Source organism: Peribacillus sp. NPDC055009 (assembly GCF_053608705.1).
Genome location: NZ_JBSGVZ010000015.1, coordinates 33,124 through 50,055, shown reverse-complemented (window position 1 = coordinate 50,055; position 16,932 = coordinate 33,124). Strand labels below are relative to the sequence as shown.

Annotated in this window: 17 protein-coding genes; 12 read left to right on the top strand and 5 right to left on the bottom strand. The window is 42.9% G+C overall.

All coding sequences use genetic code 11. The features are described from left to right. The first annotated feature begins 55 nt into the window (after positions 1-55). From ACWF5P_RS19790 to ACWF5P_RS19780, 3 genes are all read left to right on the top strand, one after another. Positions 56-862, top strand: coding sequence for an alpha/beta fold hydrolase (locus tag ACWF5P_RS19790; RefSeq protein WP_434168211.1), 807 nt, complete (start codon positions 56-58; stop codon positions 860-862). Between the two features lie 276 nt (positions 863-1,138). Then, complete coding sequence (locus ACWF5P_RS19785) at positions 1,139-1,894, top strand: threonine/serine exporter family protein (protein ID WP_230176051.1); 756 nt, start codon at positions 1,139-1,141, stop codon at positions 1,892-1,894. Between the two features lie 16 nt (positions 1,895-1,910). Continuing rightward, positions 1,911-2,360 carry a threonine/serine exporter family protein gene (locus ACWF5P_RS19780; RefSeq protein WP_170973997.1) on the top strand — a complete coding sequence of 150 codons (450 nt, stop codon included), beginning with the start codon at positions 1,911-1,913 and terminating at the stop codon, positions 2,358-2,360. A 107-nt stretch (positions 2,361-2,467) separates the two neighbouring features. On the opposite strand, the gene ACWF5P_RS19775 is transcribed toward ACWF5P_RS19780, so the two are convergent. Continuing rightward, positions 2,468-4,006: a solute symporter family protein gene (locus ACWF5P_RS19775; RefSeq protein WP_101223936.1), complete on the bottom strand. Its 1,539-nt coding sequence runs from the start codon at positions 4,004-4,006 to the stop codon at positions 2,468-2,470. 13 nt (positions 4,007-4,019) lie between these two features. Then, positions 4,020-4,340, bottom strand: coding sequence for a DUF485 domain-containing protein (locus tag ACWF5P_RS19770; protein ID WP_434169746.1), 321 nt, complete (start codon positions 4,338-4,340; stop codon positions 4,020-4,022). 273 nt (positions 4,341-4,613) lie between these two features. On the opposite strand from ACWF5P_RS19770, the gene ACWF5P_RS19765 reads away from it, so the two are divergent. The 9 genes from ACWF5P_RS19765 (at position 4,614) to ACWF5P_RS19725 (ending at position 13,489) form a co-directional block, all read left to right on the top strand. After that, positions 4,614-5,582 (top strand): efflux RND transporter periplasmic adaptor subunit, encoded by a 969-nt coding sequence (locus ACWF5P_RS19765; protein ID WP_101223935.1) that lies wholly within the window; start codon positions 4,614-4,616, stop codon positions 5,580-5,582. A 1-nt stretch (position 5,583) separates the two neighbouring features. Continuing rightward, the gene (locus ACWF5P_RS19760; protein WP_101223934.1) at positions 5,584-6,324 is read left to right on the top strand and encodes an ABC transporter ATP-binding protein; all 741 of its coding nucleotides are present in this window, start codon (positions 5,584-5,586) and stop codon (positions 6,322-6,324) included. Beyond that, entirely contained in the window at positions 6,251-7,441 is a 1,191-nt protein-coding gene (locus tag ACWF5P_RS19755) for an ABC transporter permease (protein WP_452445199.1), read from the top strand. The genes ACWF5P_RS19760 and ACWF5P_RS19755 overlap by 74 nt, the downstream gene beginning before the upstream one ends. Before the next feature lie 110 nt (positions 7,442-7,551). Then, positions 7,552-8,223, top strand: coding sequence for a response regulator transcription factor (locus tag ACWF5P_RS19750; protein ID WP_101223933.1), 672 nt, complete (start codon positions 7,552-7,554; stop codon positions 8,221-8,223). Between the two features lie 10 nt (positions 8,224-8,233). Continuing rightward, on the top strand, positions 8,234-9,472 hold the full coding sequence (locus tag ACWF5P_RS19745) for an ATP-binding protein (RefSeq protein ID WP_434168209.1): 1,239 nt from the start codon (positions 8,234-8,236) through the stop codon (positions 9,470-9,472). Between the two features lie 125 nt (positions 9,473-9,597). Further along, the gene (locus tag ACWF5P_RS19740) at positions 9,598-10,047 is read left to right on the top strand and encodes a hypothetical protein (RefSeq protein WP_434168208.1); all 450 of its coding nucleotides are present in this window, start codon (positions 9,598-9,600) and stop codon (positions 10,045-10,047) included. 264 nt (positions 10,048-10,311) lie between these two features. Continuing rightward, positions 10,312-11,496, top strand: coding sequence for a NupC/NupG family nucleoside CNT transporter (locus ACWF5P_RS19735; protein ID WP_101223930.1), 1,185 nt, complete (start codon positions 10,312-10,314; stop codon positions 11,494-11,496). A 156-nt stretch (positions 11,497-11,652) separates the two neighbouring features. Further along, the gene (msrB, locus tag ACWF5P_RS19730; RefSeq protein WP_452445198.1) at positions 11,653-12,612 is read left to right on the top strand and encodes a peptide-methionine (R)-S-oxide reductase MsrB; all 960 of its coding nucleotides are present in this window, start codon (positions 11,653-11,655) and stop codon (positions 12,610-12,612) included. A 22-nt stretch (positions 12,613-12,634) separates the two neighbouring features. Beyond that, the gene (locus tag ACWF5P_RS19725) at positions 12,635-13,489 is read left to right on the top strand and encodes an STAS domain-containing protein (RefSeq protein ID WP_434168206.1); all 855 of its coding nucleotides are present in this window, start codon (positions 12,635-12,637) and stop codon (positions 13,487-13,489) included. A gap of 64 nt (positions 13,490-13,553) precedes the next feature. Here the strand turns inward: ACWF5P_RS19725 and ACWF5P_RS19720 are convergent, their stop codons facing one another. From ACWF5P_RS19720 to ACWF5P_RS19710, 3 genes are all read right to left on the bottom strand, one after another. After that, entirely contained in the window at positions 13,554-15,206 is a 1,653-nt protein-coding gene (locus tag ACWF5P_RS19720; RefSeq protein ID WP_230176057.1) for a glutamine--tRNA ligase/YqeY domain fusion protein, read from the bottom strand. 299 nt (positions 15,207-15,505) lie between these two features. After that, a complete protein-coding gene (locus ACWF5P_RS19715; RefSeq protein WP_434168205.1) occupies positions 15,506-16,246 on the bottom strand; it encodes an ATP-binding cassette domain-containing protein in 741 nt (246 codons plus the stop codon). 11 nt (positions 16,247-16,257) lie between these two features. After that, complete coding sequence (locus tag ACWF5P_RS19710; RefSeq protein WP_048685680.1) at positions 16,258-16,923, bottom strand: amino acid ABC transporter permease; 666 nt, start codon at positions 16,921-16,923, stop codon at positions 16,258-16,260. Between the last annotated feature and the right edge of the window lie 9 nt (positions 16,924-16,932).

The following is a 16,932-nucleotide window of genomic DNA, read 5'->3' as shown; positions in this document are numbered from 1 at the left end:
TGCAATAAATAATAATGGGGAATGAATGGTGAAAATATCAAGAAGGAGGGATAGAATGGCATTTATTGAGGTGGAAGAAGGCGTTCGGTTATTTTATGAAGAAAAGGGACATGGGAAACCGATTATCTTTATCCATGGTGTGTGGATGAGCAGCCGGTTCTTTAAAAGGCAGCTTCCGTACTTTTCAGAAAAATATAGAACGATCTTACTTGATTTAAGAAGCCATGGCCAGTCAAATCATGTACATTACGGAAATACGGTCTCCGTTTATGCAAAAGATCTTCATGCGTTCATAGTTGAACTGGGATTAAGGGATGTCATACTTGTAGGCTGGTCGATGGGGGCATTTGTCGTCTGGGAGTATCTTAAGCAATTCGGTGAGGAAAATATTCATTCAACCGTGATTGTGGATGAATTGGCATCTGATTTCAAGTGGCCCGATTTCAAGATCGGCGCATTTGATATGGATACGTTGATTGCCTTCATGACTGAAATACAAACGAATCGTTCCTCGTTTTTGCAAAGCTTCCTTGCTTCCATGTTCAACAATGAATTAACTGCAGAGGATGCAAGCTGGATGCTTAAGGAAGTGACCAAAATGCCGGAATCCATCGCCAGTAGCATTCTATTTGACCAATCGATTGTGGACTATCGTGAATTCTTGCCAGAAATCAATATTCCGACACTACTCTGTTTTGGAAGGCATGAAAAAGTCATTCCTGTAGCTGCAGGCGAACATTTGCATAAAAACATTCCTAACTCCAAACTAGTAATCTTTGAAGATAGTTGTCATTGTCCATTTATGGAAGAAAGCGATTTGTTTAATGAAACAGTGAATTGCTTCATTCAAAAGGGAGTATAGCCGTACAGGATAGGAAAAGGGGGATGCAGTGCCTGCATTCCTTTTAATTATGAATATAATTGAATTTTCTTTTAACTAAACGGTTTTGGCAGGAAATAAAGGGAATACTGGTACTAAGAAAGATAGTAGTGAAGGTTAATGGAATTGATAAATTAAATAGGTAATATTTTTATATCCTTTTCACAGGAATTGGGCTATTATGAGGTGGATTTAAATTGGTGTGATCGTTATCTGTTATTGAGAGAAACTCATGCAGGAAGTGATGGAGAGGATAAAATGGATGATCGTTTACCATACAATGAAATTATAGATGTATGTTTACTTGCGGGAAAAATCATGCTTCAGAACGGAGCGGAAACATCAAGGGTGGAAGATACGATGGTTAGGATCGCTGCAGCGTTTGGGTGCGGTGAATCACACAGTTTTTCGACCCCTACTGGAATTATTTTTTCGCTGGATGGCATGCATCCAGCTTCAAAATTGATCCGAGTTTCCCAACGATCTACAGATTTACATAAGGTAACGCTGGTTAACAGTATATCCCGAAGCATTTCCAGCAAGGAAATGACACCCGAGGAAGCATATTTACGGTTAAAACAAATCGAAAAGGCCGGGATGGGGTATCCCATGTGGGTACAGGTCTTTGCTGCATTTATAGCGAGCGGCTGCTTTTTAATCATGTTCCAAGGACAGTGGAGTGATTTCATCTGGTCCTGTATAGCTGGAGGAATGGGATTCTCTTGCCTGCTTTATTTGCACTGGTTACTGGAAGTTCGTTTCTTTGCTGAATTCATCGCCTCTTTAGTCGTAGGATTAGTAGCTATGTTCTTTGTCCAGATTGGAGTTGGAAGTCATCTGGACACGATAATCATTGGAGCGGTGATGCCGCTTGTGCCAGGGCTGTTAATTACGAATGCAGCCAGGGATTTAATTGCAGGGCATTTGGTTTCGGGTCTATCCAAGGGTGCGGATGCAGGTTTGACTGCTTTAGCCATTGGGGCAGGAATATCGGCTGCGTTTGTTTTCTTATGATTTTAGGGGAGGAAGAATGATGATTGCACAGCTTATTACCAGTTTCATTGCCTCAGCCGCCTTTGGAGTCATCTTCAATGTACCAAAAAATTCATTGTTTCAATGTGGTTTCGTAGGGATGTTGGGGTGGATCTTATACTTTGCTTTGGTTGAAAATGAGATAAACAGCATCATTGCAACTTTAGCGGCTGCATTTATCGTTGCGGTCATCAGCCAGTATTTTGCTAAAAGGTATAAAACGCCGATTACGATTTTCAATGTATCGGGAATCATCCCCCTAGTGCCTGGAGGTTTGTCATATGATGCGATGAAGCATTTTGTCGGAAATGATTTTTATGTCGCCGTTCAGCTGGCGGCCAAGGTCTTCATGCTGGCTGGTGCCATTGCGATGGGGCTGATCTTTGCAGAAGTCATGAACCAGTTAGTAACTAAGTACAATAGAAGGAAGTTAAGATTGAGAAGCTAGCGGGAATATTCCTGATGAATATGTTCTGAATAAAAAGAAAGGAGAGCAGGTCGAACACCCTGATCTCCTTTCTTTTTTTGATATTTTAAAATAATAATAAATCTAGCTTATATGGGATCTTTCATCCCAGTGTTAGCAGTGACCAAGATTTCGTCGTATTTTTTGGCATCAGCTTTCTTGCTTGACAGAAGTGTTCCGGCGATGGCTGCGATAAAACCAATCGGGATGGAGATGATGCCTGGATTGGCAAGCGGGAATAATGGCTCCCCAACGAATATTGCCGCTCCCTCTACCGGTGACCAGACATTGGGACTTAGGAATACAAGCAATAAAGAACTGACCAGTCCAACTATCATGCCCGTGACAGCCCCGGCAGTGTTAAAACGTTTCCAGAATACCGTGAAGACAATGATTGGCAGATTGGCACTGGCAGCGACGGCAAAGGCAAGTGAAACAAGGAAGGCGACATTCATGTTTTGGGCAAATAAGGCAAGGATGATGGAAAGGACGGATACTCCGATGGATGCCCAACGAGCTGCAACGACTTGTTCCTTGTCAGTGGCTTGGCCTTTCCGGATGATGTGGCCATAGAAGTCATGGGCAAAAGCAGATGCTGCCGATAGGACGAGACCTGCTACAACCGCTAAAATGGTTGCGAAAGCAACAGCAGAGACGAAGGCGAACAGGAAGTCACCCCCAATAGCTTCGGCAAGTAGCGGAGCAGCCATATTACCGGCTGCATTCGCGGCTATGATTTTGTCGTATCCAACAAAAGCTGCCGCTCCAAAGCCGAGGAAAATGGTCATTATATAAAAGATGCCAATGATCCACGTGGCATATACTACGGACTTACGGGCTGTGATGGCGTCTTTCACCGTAAAGAAACGGATGAGAATGTGAGGCAGTCCAGCTGTACCGAGTACAAGCGCTAAATTAAGGGATAAAGTATCCAAAGGATCCTTGAATTTGTTACCTGGGTTGAGGAAATCCCCGCCCAAAGGAGTGGCTGTTTTCATTTGCTTGAACATCTCGATCACGCTAAAGTCGAATTTCGCCAACACGATGATGGAGATGATGAATGTACCTGCCATCAATAAAACGGCTTTAACGATTTGGACCCAACTGGTAGCCGTCATACCGCCAAATACGACATAGACGGTCATTAAAATACCTACAATGATGACGGAGTAAAGATAATCAATTCCAAGTAAGAGTTTTATAAGTGCACCTGCACCGACTAATTGGGCGATCATATAAAAGGTTGAAATCGAAATGGTGTTAAGGGCAGCAACCCCGCGTACTTTCTTTTCATTGAAACGGGCAGCGATCATGTCCGCCAATGTATACTTGCCAAGGTTACGGAGCGGTTCGGCCACGATATAAAGAACGACCAGATACGCAACGAGAAAACCTATGCTATAGAAAAAACCATCAAATCCGGAGAGTGCGACCATGCCAGCTATCCCCAAAAATGAGGCGGCGGACATATAATCTCCCGCAATGGCCCAGCCATTCTGCCAGCCAGTAAGGCTGCTGTCAGCCGTATAAAAGTCCGCGGTCGTTTTGGTGCGCCGTGAAGCAAAATAGGTAATGACCAATGTTAGTCCGACAATGATTAGAAATAAAATAAAAGCAAGTATATTCATTGTGAATTCACCTTTATCCTTTCGCTTCTTTAACGATTTTTTCTACTAATCGGTCAAATGTCGCAGCTTTTTTGGAATAGAGGATGCATAATGTCCAGGTCATGATAAATTGAGCGAAGGCAAAGATCCAGGCCCAGCTGATTGCCCCGAAAGCATAGGAGTTAAGAACTTTAGAATAGGAAGTTAGTATGGGTAGGGTGAAATAAAAGACCATGAAAAAGATGGATAGCGGGACGATGAAATTGCGTTTTTTCCTTAAGAGTTCTTGAAAAGATTGTGATTGGACGATCTTGGTGTAGTCCGTGGAAGCGCTTACCTCGGTTTCCTTAGCGATTGAATCGTTTGATGCCAAGTTGGTTCCCCCTTCATCATCATTGATTTGGTTTTCATTACCAATTTCCGATAACAGTATCAGTATATATTTTTCAGAATATATTGTAAATTTAAATGCTGAAAATAAACCATTTTTCGTTCGACATAGTTTTTTATTGTTACGTACAAGCAAAAGCTGCTTGCTGATTGATATCAAACACATGGCCATTAAGGAAAAGTTAAGCTTCTTTCACGATACTGGTTTCAATGAAGGAAATCTGAAAGGAGAAAAGTGATGAAAAAGTTGATAATGATAGGCACGGTTTTAGTTCTTGCGATTGGTGGATGCGTTTGGTTTTTCATGAAGGACAATGCTGAGCCTGTAATTGCAAAGTCGGTGACGGCTACAGTTGAAAAGGGAGATCTTGAAGTTCAAATAAGCGGTTCCGGATCGGTCGCCGCAATCAATAGTGAGGACATCACTTCCTCGGTAACGGATGAAGTGGATGAAGTCCTTGTAGCGAAGAATGAATTGGTTGAGAAAGGCGATGAACTCATTACCTTCACGGATGGAAGTGACCCGATAACGGCACCATTCGATGGTACCGTGACAACATTGGATGTAGAAGAAGGAGATCGCGTATCAAGCAGTGAAGTGGTGGCACATGTTACGGATTATAAAAAATTGAAAACCACGATCAGTGTTGATGAATTGGATGTTCCAAGTGTTAAAAAAGGACAAACAGTTGAAATTAAAGCCAGTGCTTTTGAAGATGAAACGTTTACGGGTGAAGTGACCAGTGTAGCAAAGGAAGGTACATATGAGAATGGAGTTTCTACGTTCGATGTCACTATCAAAATTGACAAACCCGGCGATATAAAAATTGGGATGTCGACTGAGGTGAGCATTTTGACGAATAGTGTAAAAGATGCTTTATATGTTCCGATTGAAGCAGTCCAAATTGAAGGTGAAGAGAAATATGTGAATATACAACAATCCGGTACAACTGAAGGAGCTGCCAGTACAAAAAAAGTGGTTGAGACTGGGATCAGCAACGATAAGTATATTGAAATAACTTCGGGTCTTGAAGAGGGACAGTTCGTTTCCTTGCCCATCACCATCAATGAAAGCTCCACTGGCAGTGGCGGCGAAGGAATGAGGGGAGGCCAAGGAGGCGAAATAAGAATGCAGAGCGGCAGCGGAGTTCCGAGCGGCGGGATGCCAAGCGGTGGCGGAATGCCGAGTGGCAAGGGAGGTCAGTAAAATGGCGAAACCCATCATAAAAATTAAGAACATGTCTAAATCTTATGAATTAGGCGGTGAAACGGTCAACGCCCTTCAAGATGTCTGTCTTACAATCGATAAAGGCGATTTCATTTCAATCATCGGTCCTTCCGGATCAGGGAAATCGACGTTCATGAATATGATTGGCTGCCTTGACAAGCCTGACATAGGTGAATATCTTCTCGATGGAAAAGAAGTGGAAAAGATGAAGGATAATGAGCTGGCTGCCATTCGTAATATTAAAATCGGATTTATCTTTCAAAATTTCAACCTGTTGGCAAAACTGACAGCGTTGGAGAATGTCGAACTTCCCCTGGTTTATAGAGGGGCAAGCGTGAAGGAAAGAAGGGAAGTGGCCAATGCATGCCTTGATATGGTCGGCCTGAGTGACCGGAAGAATCACCTGCCGACCCAACTGTCGGGTGGACAGCAGCAAAGAGTTGCGATTGCAAGGGCACTTGCCGGTAACCCTCCCGTTTTATTGGCGGATGAGCCGACGGGGGCACTTGATAGTAAAACGAGTAAAGAAGTGCTGCAGATGCTGAAAGAATTGAACGGAAAGGGACAAACAATCATTCTTATAACCCATGACTTGGAAGTTGCTAAAGAAGCGACTCGTGTCGTCCGGATACAGGATGGTCAGCTATTTGAAAACGGAGGTGATTGGATTGAACCTGAGCGAATCTATGAAGATGGCTATACGCAGTATCAAAACCAATAAAGTCAGAGCATTTTTAACCATGCTTGGGATCATAATTGGAGTTGCCTCCGTAATCGTCCTTGTTTCGATTGGGCAGGGTTCCTCACAGTCCGTTCAGGATGAGATCAATAGCCTGGGAACGAACCTGATAACGGTAAGTGTCACGGATACCGACTCCGTGGAGCTGACGGATGATACAATTGAACAGTTTAAAGAGCTGAACGGGATATCGGAAGTGGCGCCTGTGGTCACTGGACGCGTTTATGCTAAGAATGGAGAAGCTACGGCACAGGTTTCAATGACCGGTGCATCTTCATCCTACTTATCAGTCAGGGATCTGGAGCTCAGTCAAGGCCGGTTTTTGACGGATATGGAAACGGAATTACGCTCCAAGGTCGTTGTCCTGGGATCAGATACAGCCGCCACGCTTTTTGAAAATCAAAAAGCCGTGGACCAGAACGTTCTCATCGGCGGCGTTTCTTATCGCGTGATCGGTGTGCTGAAATCTGTAGGCACCTCAATGGGATCGAGCGGGGATGATGTAATCATTGCCCCGATCACCACTGCCGAAAGGGCTACAGGCAGCACGACAATCGGAACCGTCTATTTAAAAGCGGAGAACGAGAATATCATAGATAGGGCGATGTACCAGGTACAAGGTACGATGACCACATCATTCCCGGAACAGAGTGATAACTATTCGGTATCCAATCAAGAAGATCTGATGGATACAATGAGCTCCGTGTCGGACACGTTCACACTCATGCTTGGCGGTATTGCGAGTATTTCGTTACTGGTAGGCGGAATCGGGATCATGAATATCATGCTGGTTTCCGTCTCGGAGAGGACGAAGGAAATCGGGATTAGAAAAGCAATTGGGGCAAATCGGAAATCGATCCTTCTTCAGTTTTTAATTGAAGCGATGGTCTTGAGCTGCTTCGGAGGACTGTTGGGAGTTGGAATTGGCTTGGGAATCGCAAAATTGATTTCAGCTTTTTCAAGCTTAACGATTAGTTATTCATGGTCGGTGACATTGTTTGCCTTCTTATTCTCCATTTTAATCGGGATAATATTTGGTGTATTTCCTGCCAATAAGGCATCCAGGTTAAATCCAATTCAAGCACTGCGTCACGAATGAACATACAATTTGAGAGAAAGCAGGCGATTAAAAGCCCGCTTTCTTTTGCATATGAAAAAGGATAAAATCAACATATATATCACAATTGAAGCGGCTGGGAGGTACCCTGAATGAAGGTTTTGGTGGTAGAGGATAATGTTTCATTATTAGAATCGATCCGACAGATTCTGACTGATGAATATGAAGTCGATACAGCAGACAATGGGGAAGATGGGCTATTCATGGCTCAGCAAAGTATATACGATATCATCATTTTGGATGTAATGCTTCCGGGAATCGATGGATTTGAAATCGTACGGAAAATCAGGGACGCAAAAATCGATACAAGTGTCTTGTTTTTGACGGCAAAAGATGCTCTTGAGGATCGTGTCAAAGGATTGGAAATGGGTGGCGATGATTATTTAGTCAAGCCGTTCCAGGCACCGGAACTTAAGGCCAGGATTCGTGCCCTGCTTCGAAGGAGCGGCATTATATCGCTTGCGCAGCATGTAAAATACCGTGGTATTGAACTGCTGGAAAAGGAAAAGGATATTTTAGTTGATGGAAAGGTCATTAAAATGACCTTGAAACAGTTTGAATTACTGGAGTACCTAATTCAAAATAATGGGAAAATATTGACCCGTGAGCAAATTTTCGACCGTATTTGGGGGTTTGATTCAGATACGACGATTGCCATTGTCGAAGTGTTCATCCATCACCTTAGAAAAAAATTGGAACCTTTCAATTATCATAAAGATATTCAAACCGTACGCGGTATTGGTTATATGCTAAAACAACCATAAGGGGATCATTATGTTCCAAAAAACACGGCTTCAACTAACATTATTGAATTCTATCGTCTTTATTGTCTTAATAGCCATATTAAGCAGAACGATTTATTTCTATACGGAAGACCAGATCTATAAGGATGTAAATGATTCACTTATAAAGGATTACAGGGATTTCAATAATGGCGGCATGCCAGGCGGACGTCCGCAAGGTGAGTTCCTCTTAGGTCCGGGGCCAAGTGTCATCGTTTGGGGACCGGATGATACGATCATTGAGCCAAGACTGAGTGTAGACAATTTTTTTAAGGTCAATGAAAAACAATTTTTCCCTAAAACATTTGATGACATTGAAGAAATATCGGTGAATGGATACACGTATCGGGCCCTCTCCACCCAGGTCGATACGGGGTATGGAGAGATGGCCGTGCAATTCATCAGGAATGTGGATACTGAAAAGGAAATGCTCGATCGCTTGCTGCTCATATTGTTTGTTGGTGGAGGAATTGGAAGTCTAGTGGCGGTTGGAGCAGGCTATCTTCTGGCAGGACGGGCTTTGATCCCGGTCAAGAAATCCTGGGATCAGCAGCAGCAGTTTGTCTCGGATGCTTCGCATGAAATTAGAACGCCTCTTGCTGTCATACAATCGCGGGCTGATTTGCTGTTTCAATCACCGAACGCGACAATCGAGGAAAAAGCCGTTGATATATCCATCATTTCGAAAGAAGTCCGGCGATTGAATAAGCTTGTAAACGGACTTTTGACCTTGACCAGAACGGATTCAAATCAAATGGAGGTTAAGAAATCAAACTTTTTCCTTGATGACTTACTTATGGATATCGTGGAACAGTATACGGATATAGCATCTTTTCAAGAAAAATCAATCATTAGCCATGCTCCCGAACAAGTGGTGTTTCATGGTGATAAAGAGAGAATTCATCAGCTGTTGGTTATATTGGTGGATAATGCCATGAAATTCACCGAGGAAGGCGGGAAGATTTCCCTATCCTGCATCAAGAATGCTTCATCCATCATTCTTACTGTGGAGGATAATGGGAAAGGCATTCCGCAGGAAGATCTCCCCTTGATTTTTAACCGTTTTTATCAAGTGGAGCAATCCCGTTCAGCAAATGAAGGCTCAGGCTTAGGTCTATCCATAGCCAAATGGATTGTAAACATACATCAAGGGAACATCAAGGTTACGAGTGAACTGAATGAACGCACCCGTTTCGAAATCACTTTTCCGAGAAATCAAAGGAAAAATTAATCCGCCTTAAGAAGTCATCCAATAGTAAAAGACCCTTAATTTTTTCCTTGTTGCTTAAGGAAAAGTTAAGGGTCTTTTTAGATAATCATCTTATAAATACAGTTATTTTCGGAGGGGAATCATTAATGAAAAGACTTGGTAAGTTACACTTTTTGGTTGGAATATTTGCTTCTATCCTTTTAATGGCCCAAGCAGTCATCGGGATCATGATGTATGTGGATGGCAGCGGCACTGAACCCATGAACCGACAGGCGGTGATGGGTCAGCCTGCCGATCGCAACACAACAGAAACGGATGATACGGAAGAATCGGCTAATAGCAGTACGGCGACCGATGATTCATCTACGGAAACGGCATCTAATGATACGCAGGGCACTCCACAAGGAGGGCCAAATGGTTCCGGGACTCCAGGGGAGATGCCAAGCGGTGGCGGTTTCCAAGGCAGAGACTCTTTTGCAGGGAAATTCATCGACTTTTATCAAGGGGCAGGTGGCTTGGCCGCATCCATCATCATCTTTGTAATTGGAGGCGCTGGATTAGCGACAACGATGATATCCAGAAAAACAGCTGCCTAAATAGTCGAAACTATTTAAGGAAAGAGAAGGTTCCCTTCGATGGGGAGCCTTCTTTTTTAATTCAAGAAACGCTTATTGTCACTAATTGTTATTTTAAAAAGGGAAATAATAATTGCACTTAAAAAAATATTAGTTTAATATAGACTTCTGGAGAGGTACGTACATGTATTTTGGATGAAAGAGAAAACGTTTGCATAAATTTTTTGAGGGTATCCTACTATTAATGCACGAACATTAAATTCACCCTTAGTGGAGGCAGAATATATGAAATTTCTGATTGCAATTTTAGGACTGCTTATTGTTTTTGGACTAGCTATCTTAGCCAGCAGTGACCGGAAGAAAGTTAAAATTAAACCGATCATCCTCATGGTGGTCATTCAGCTTATTTTAACTTATTTATTATTAAACACGAAGTTTGGCTTAGTGATCATCAATTCGATTGCCGATGGTTTCGGAAAACTCTTAGAATGGGCAAATGAAGGGATAACCTTTGTATTTGGCGGGATTGTGAACGAAGGAGCGTCGCCTTTCTTTTTAAATGTCCTTCTTCCTATCGTATTCATCTCAGCATTAATCGGGATTTTACAGCACTTCAAGATCCTTCCGTTCATCATGAAGTGGATTGGATTCCTTCTAAGTAAGGTGAATGGAATGGGTAAATTGGAATCTTACAATGCGGTAGCATCAGCAATAGTGGGCCAATCCGAGGTTTTCATAACCTTGAAAAAACAACTCGGTGCCATTCCGCCATCTCGCATGTATACGCTTTGTGCATCAGCGATGTCAACTGTATCGATGTCGATCGTCGGCGCATATATGACGATGATTGAACCAAAGTATGTTGTGACGGCAATTGTTATTAACATGTTTGGTGGATTTATCATCGCATCCATTATCAATCCTTATACCGTAACGGATGAAGAGGATATTCTCCCTGTTGAAGAAGGGGCAGAGAAGCAGTCTTTCTTCGAAATGCTTGGGGAATATATCATGGATGGATTTAAAGTTGCTATCACTGTAGCAGCGATGTTAATTGGTTTCGTTGCATTAATCGCAGGGATCAATAGCTTATTCGACATGATTTTCGGCATCAGCTTCCAAGACATCATGGGGTATATCTTTGCACCGTTTGCCTTTATCATGGGTATACCGATTTCCGAGACCGTGACTGCTGGCGGAATCATGGCGACGAAACTGGTAACCAATGAATTCGTTGCCATGCTGAGCTTAGGGGACGCATCAGCAGCCTTGAGTGAAAGAACGATAGGGATCGTTTCGGTTTTCTTGGTTTCATTCGCCAATTTCTCATCAATTGGAATCATTGCCGGTGCAGTCAAAGGACTTCATGAAAAACAGGGAAATGTTGTAGCCCGTTTCGGCTTGAAGCTGCTTTACGGTGCGACTCTTGTCAGCATCCTATCAGCGATCATTGTAAGTGTGATACTATAATTAACGAATCTAACACAAAAGGGCACTTGGGTATACTCCTAAGTGCCCCTTTTAATATTTGTAAAGTAAAGATAGAAAACGATTTTTGAATTTGAAGGCGTTTGGCTTGCTGGTATATAATACATAAAATGGCAGGCGCGAAAGGGGAGTTTTAGGATGACGATGGCTGGAAAAGAAACGGCTATCTTTGCAGGAGGCTGTTTTTGGTGCATGGTTGCTCCCTTTGATGAAATGGAAGGTATTATTTCAGTGACATCAGGTTATACAGGCGGCAAATTTGCCGCGCCCAGTTATAAACAAGTGATTACTGGTTCGACTGATCATGTTGAAGCGGTTCAAGTGGTATTCGATCCATCAATCATTTCCTATAAAACGTTATTAGAGATATTCTGGCACCAAATCGATCCTACGGATGACGATGGACAGTTCTCGGATAGGGGAAAGCAATACAAGGCAGCCATTTTCTATCTTAATGAACGTCAGAAACAGGAGGCAGAACAATCGAAGGAAGAATTAATGATGAGCGGGCGGTTTAAGAAACCTATTGTTACGGGTATTCTACCCACGGGGAAATTTTACGCCGCTGAGGAGTATCATCAAGAGTTCTATCGAAAAAATCAATTTCGCTATGCATTATATCGTAAAGGCTCAGGACGGGATGCTTTCATTAAAGAAAATTGGCCAAAGGATAATGCACACCTTAGAAAAACCTTAACGGAGAGTCAGTTTCATGTCACCCAGGAAAATGGCACGGAGCCGCCTTTCGATAATGCCTATTGGGATCACTTTGAAGAAGGCATCTATGTGGATGTCGTTTCTGGGGAGCCTCTATTCAGTTCGCGGAATAAGTATGATAGCGGCTGTGGGTGGCCTAGCTTCACGAAGCCCATCATGTCGGCAAGTGTCAATGAAAAAATCGATCTCAGCCACCGAATGACCCGGACCGAGGTGCGCAGCAAGGACGCCGATTCCCACCTTGGACATGTTTTTCCTGATGGCCCAAGCCCTAAAGGCACAAGATATTGCATAAACTCTGCGGCCCTTCGATTCATTCCTAGAAATGAAATGGAGAAAGAGGGATATGGTGACTTATTATTACTTTTTAAAATGAAATAACTAGGGAGATAGGGGAACACAAATGGATAAAATAGATGAAAATTTATATCAATATATCCTTGATAACTCGTCGAAGATTACGGAAAACTGGCTGGCTTTAAGGGAAAAGCAGTCTGGATCCATCTATTCAATGGATTCTAATGAGGAAATCGAAAAGCTGCTTAGGGAACAGAATACATTGACGATCAAGACAGTGACCAGTGCTTTGCTTGAAGATAAAACTGCCTTTATTGAAACGATGGAGCAGTGGGCCACACTTGTCGCGAAGAGCAGGGTTGAATCTGACACCCCTATTTACGAAGTGTTGGAAGCGCTTAATAAGGTTCGCGAAACATATTGGGCCTTCATCACTGATTATATGCTCATGGATACGAAGATAACGAAGGATACAATCATCCGGTGGAGCCGGCTTATTAATCGTGCCTTCGATCAATTGAACCGTGAGTTCACAGAGCAGTATTACCTTTTGACAAAAGAACGACTCCTTGCTCAACAGGAGCTGATTAATGAACTGGGCGCACCTGTCATTCCCATTGTTGATGCCATTGCGGTATTGCCGTTAATCGGTGAAATCGATACCTATCGGGCAAAGGAAATATTGAATGGGACTCCAAGCAAATGCATTAGCAAAAATATCACACACTTATTCATCGATTTATCGGGGGTCTCCCTTTTGGATACGATGGTTGCCCAACAGATCTATCAATTGATAAGTACCCTGAACCTGTTAGGCATTCAATCGACCATTTCCGGGATTCGTCCTGAAGTGGCCCAGACATCGATTCAGTTAGGTCTTGATTTTAGTCAGGTTTCGACACATAGTACTCTTAAACAGGCTCTTTCCAAGCAAGGGATCAAACTTTACGAGAAAAAATGATATAAGGGTGCAGAAAATGAAAAAGAACCAGATCCCGCTAGGAATCTGGTTCTTTTTCGTGATTCTATAACTTGAATGAACTTTTCAACCCGACGATTTGGTTGAAGACCAAGTGATCGGCCGCAGTGAGTTTTGAATCAACATTATAATAGCCATGCCTGAAGAATTGGAATTTATCCTGAGGCTTAACATCTTTCATGTTAGGCTCGACAAATCCTTGTAAAATTTCTATAGAATCAGGGTTTACCCGGTCCAGGAATGATTTTTCTTCCTCTTCATCATTTTCCTTATCCAGGATTAAAGGCTGATAGTTGCGGAATTCCGCTGAAACGGCTTGTGAAGCTTCTACCCAGTGCAATGTACCTTTTACTTTACGGCCAGTGAAACCCGATCCGCTTTTCGTTTCAATATCGTATGTGCAGCGAAGTTCAATGACGTTACCGGCATCGTCTTTTATCACTTCTTCACATTTAATGAAATAAGCATGTTTCAAACGAACTTCATTGCCCGGGAAAAGTCGGAAATACTTTTTCGGCGGGTTTTCCATGAAATCGTCCTGTTCGATATATATTTCACGTGAAAACGGGATTTGGCGTGTGCCCATTTCCGGAACTTCCGGATTGACCTCAGCATCCAGCCATTCTATCTCGCCTTCCGGATAGTTGGTGATGACCACTTTAAGCGGGTTCAGGATGGCCATAGTCCGTGGAGCTTTCAGCTTCAAGTCTTCCCGCACGAAATGATCAAGCATTTGAGAGTCCACGACACCGCTTGTTTTGGCGACGCCTATCTCTTGGCAGAATGCACGAATCGCTTCTGGTGTATACCCGCGTCTCCGCAAGCCTGAAACAGTAGGCATCCGCGGGTCGTCCCAGCCGTCCACGAAGCCCTCATCGACAAGCTGCTTCAGTTTTCGCTTGCTCATTACTGTATTGGTCAGGTTAAGACGGCCAAATTCATATTGTTTTGGTTTGCTTTCCATTTCACAATTCTCAACGATCCAGTCATAAAGAGGGCGTTGATCTTCGAACTCAAGGGTACAAATGGAGTGTGTGACTCCCTCGATGGCATCTTCAATTGGGTGGGCAAAGGCATACATTGGGTAGATGCACCATTTGTTGCCGGTATTATGGTGTTCAGTATGGGAGATACGGTATATGACGGGATCACGCAAATTAATGTTAGGTGAGCTCATATCGATTTTTGCACGCAATACTTTTTTGCCGTTTTCGAATTCGCCGCTGCGCATCTTTTCAAATAGTTCAAGATTTTCCTCGACGGTTCTATTTCGGTAGGGGCTGTCTTTCCCCGGCTCTGTCAGCGTTCCGCGATATTCACGGATTTGGTCGGCATTAAGGTCGTCCACATATGCCAGTCCTTTATTGATGAGCAGCACAGCTCTTTTATACATTTCATCAAAATAGTCGGAAGCGAAGAAAAGGTTATCCCAGTCATAACCGAGCCATTTTACATCTTCCTTTATGGAGTTAACAAACTCAATATCCTCTTTCAACGGATTCGTATCATCGAAACGAAGGTTAGTTTTCCCATTGAAATCATCAGCCACCCCAAAATTCAAAATGATTGATTTGGCATGTCCGATATGTAAATATCCGTTCGGCTCGGGAGGGAAGCGGGTGATGACATGATCATGTTTTCCGGACTCTAGGTCATCTTTTATAATATTTTTAATAAAATTCGAAGAGTTATTTTCCAACTGAATTCGACCTCTTTCATTTATATACTTCTTTTAATTTTACCTGTATATATACCATAAATACAGATATTTTTCCATGTTCAAGCCGGAATCAGGGTTTATCTGAAACAATTCATCAAGTATTTAGTTTGTACAATCGGAGCCGAAATATCCCTGAAACTTTAATCAGGTAATTTAGGGAACTACCTAACTGGATATTAAGGAAACCAATAAATCCTTTTTCATTCAAAAAAAGCAATACAGGAATTCACGCCTGTATTGCTTATAATCTCGCTAGCAGACAGATTTTAGAATTGAAATCAAAAGACTGTCGTTTGCAAAAATTCTTTTGTACGCTCTTCCTTTGGATTGGTGAAGAATTCTTTTGGCGGTCCGCTTTCGACAACCCTACCATTATGCATGAAGACAATCCAATCCCCGACTTCACGTGCAAAGCTCATTTCATGTGTAACGACTACCATTGTCATCCCTTCCAAGGCAAGTTCCTTCATCGTGGCAAGAACTTCACCGACAAGTTCGGGATCCAGAGCCGAGGTGGGCTCATCAAAGAGCAGGATATCAGGTTTCATGGCAAGGGCGCGGGCTATGGCAACACGCTGTTTCTGGCCACCTGAGAGCTTGCTTGGATAGACATCCGCTTTATCTGATAAACCGACTTTTGCAAGCAATGCCTTTGCTTCTTCAATCGCTTGGGCCTTAGCGACCTTTTTGACGTGTGTCGGTGCTTCGATGACATTCTCCAGTACGGTCATATGAGGAAAGAGGTAGAAATGCTGAAATACCATTCCGACTTTTTCGCGGATTTTATTAATATCATGGGTACCCGGATTGATTTCCGTTCCTTCAATGAGGATTTGGCCGCTGTCTTTCTTCTCTAAATAATTCAAACAGCGGAGCAGGGTGCTTTTTCCGGAACCGCTTGGTCCGATCAGACAGACAACATCGCTATCGAGTACCTTCATATCAATATCTTTAAGTACATGCAGATTTCCATACGATTTATTTAAATTCCTTATCCGAATCATTTCTTTTTGTTCCATTTCAATTCCCCCTATCGATCACTAATGGACAGTTTCTTTTCGAATAAATTGACGATAATGGTCAGGAATGCCACTAGAATCAAGTAGTAGACCGCTACAATCAATAAATAAGTCATTTCATCGAAATTATTCGAGCCTAAGGTAGTCGCCACATTAAACAGCTCATTCATGGATATGAAGGCTGCAAGTGATGAATCCTTCAGTCCGATGATGAATTGGTTGCCAAGCGGCGGCAATGCGCGGCGGAAGGCTTGAGGCAAGATGATTCTCCTTAAGGTGAGCGAATTGCTCATGCCAAGGGAGCGTCCGGCCTCCATTTGGCCTTTGTCGATGGATTGAATCGTCCCACGTAAAATCTCTGAGATATACGCTCCATTATGGAAGGCCAGGGCAAGTGACGCCGCCCAGAAGTCCGGCAGTAAGAAGAGATTGCTGATACCGAAATAGAGTATGAATATCTGTACGATTAAAGGTGTTCCACGTACCAGGAATACATATGTATCTGAAATCCATGCAAGAATTTTTATATTGGATATTTTTAAAAGTGCAAATAGCAAACCGATGACGATACCTACCAATATGGAGACTACCGTCAGTTCCAATGTGAGGAGCATGGCTCGGATGAATACGTCCGAGGAGCTAAATAATGTATCAAAAAAATGTGAAAAACTTGGCAATGTAATGAC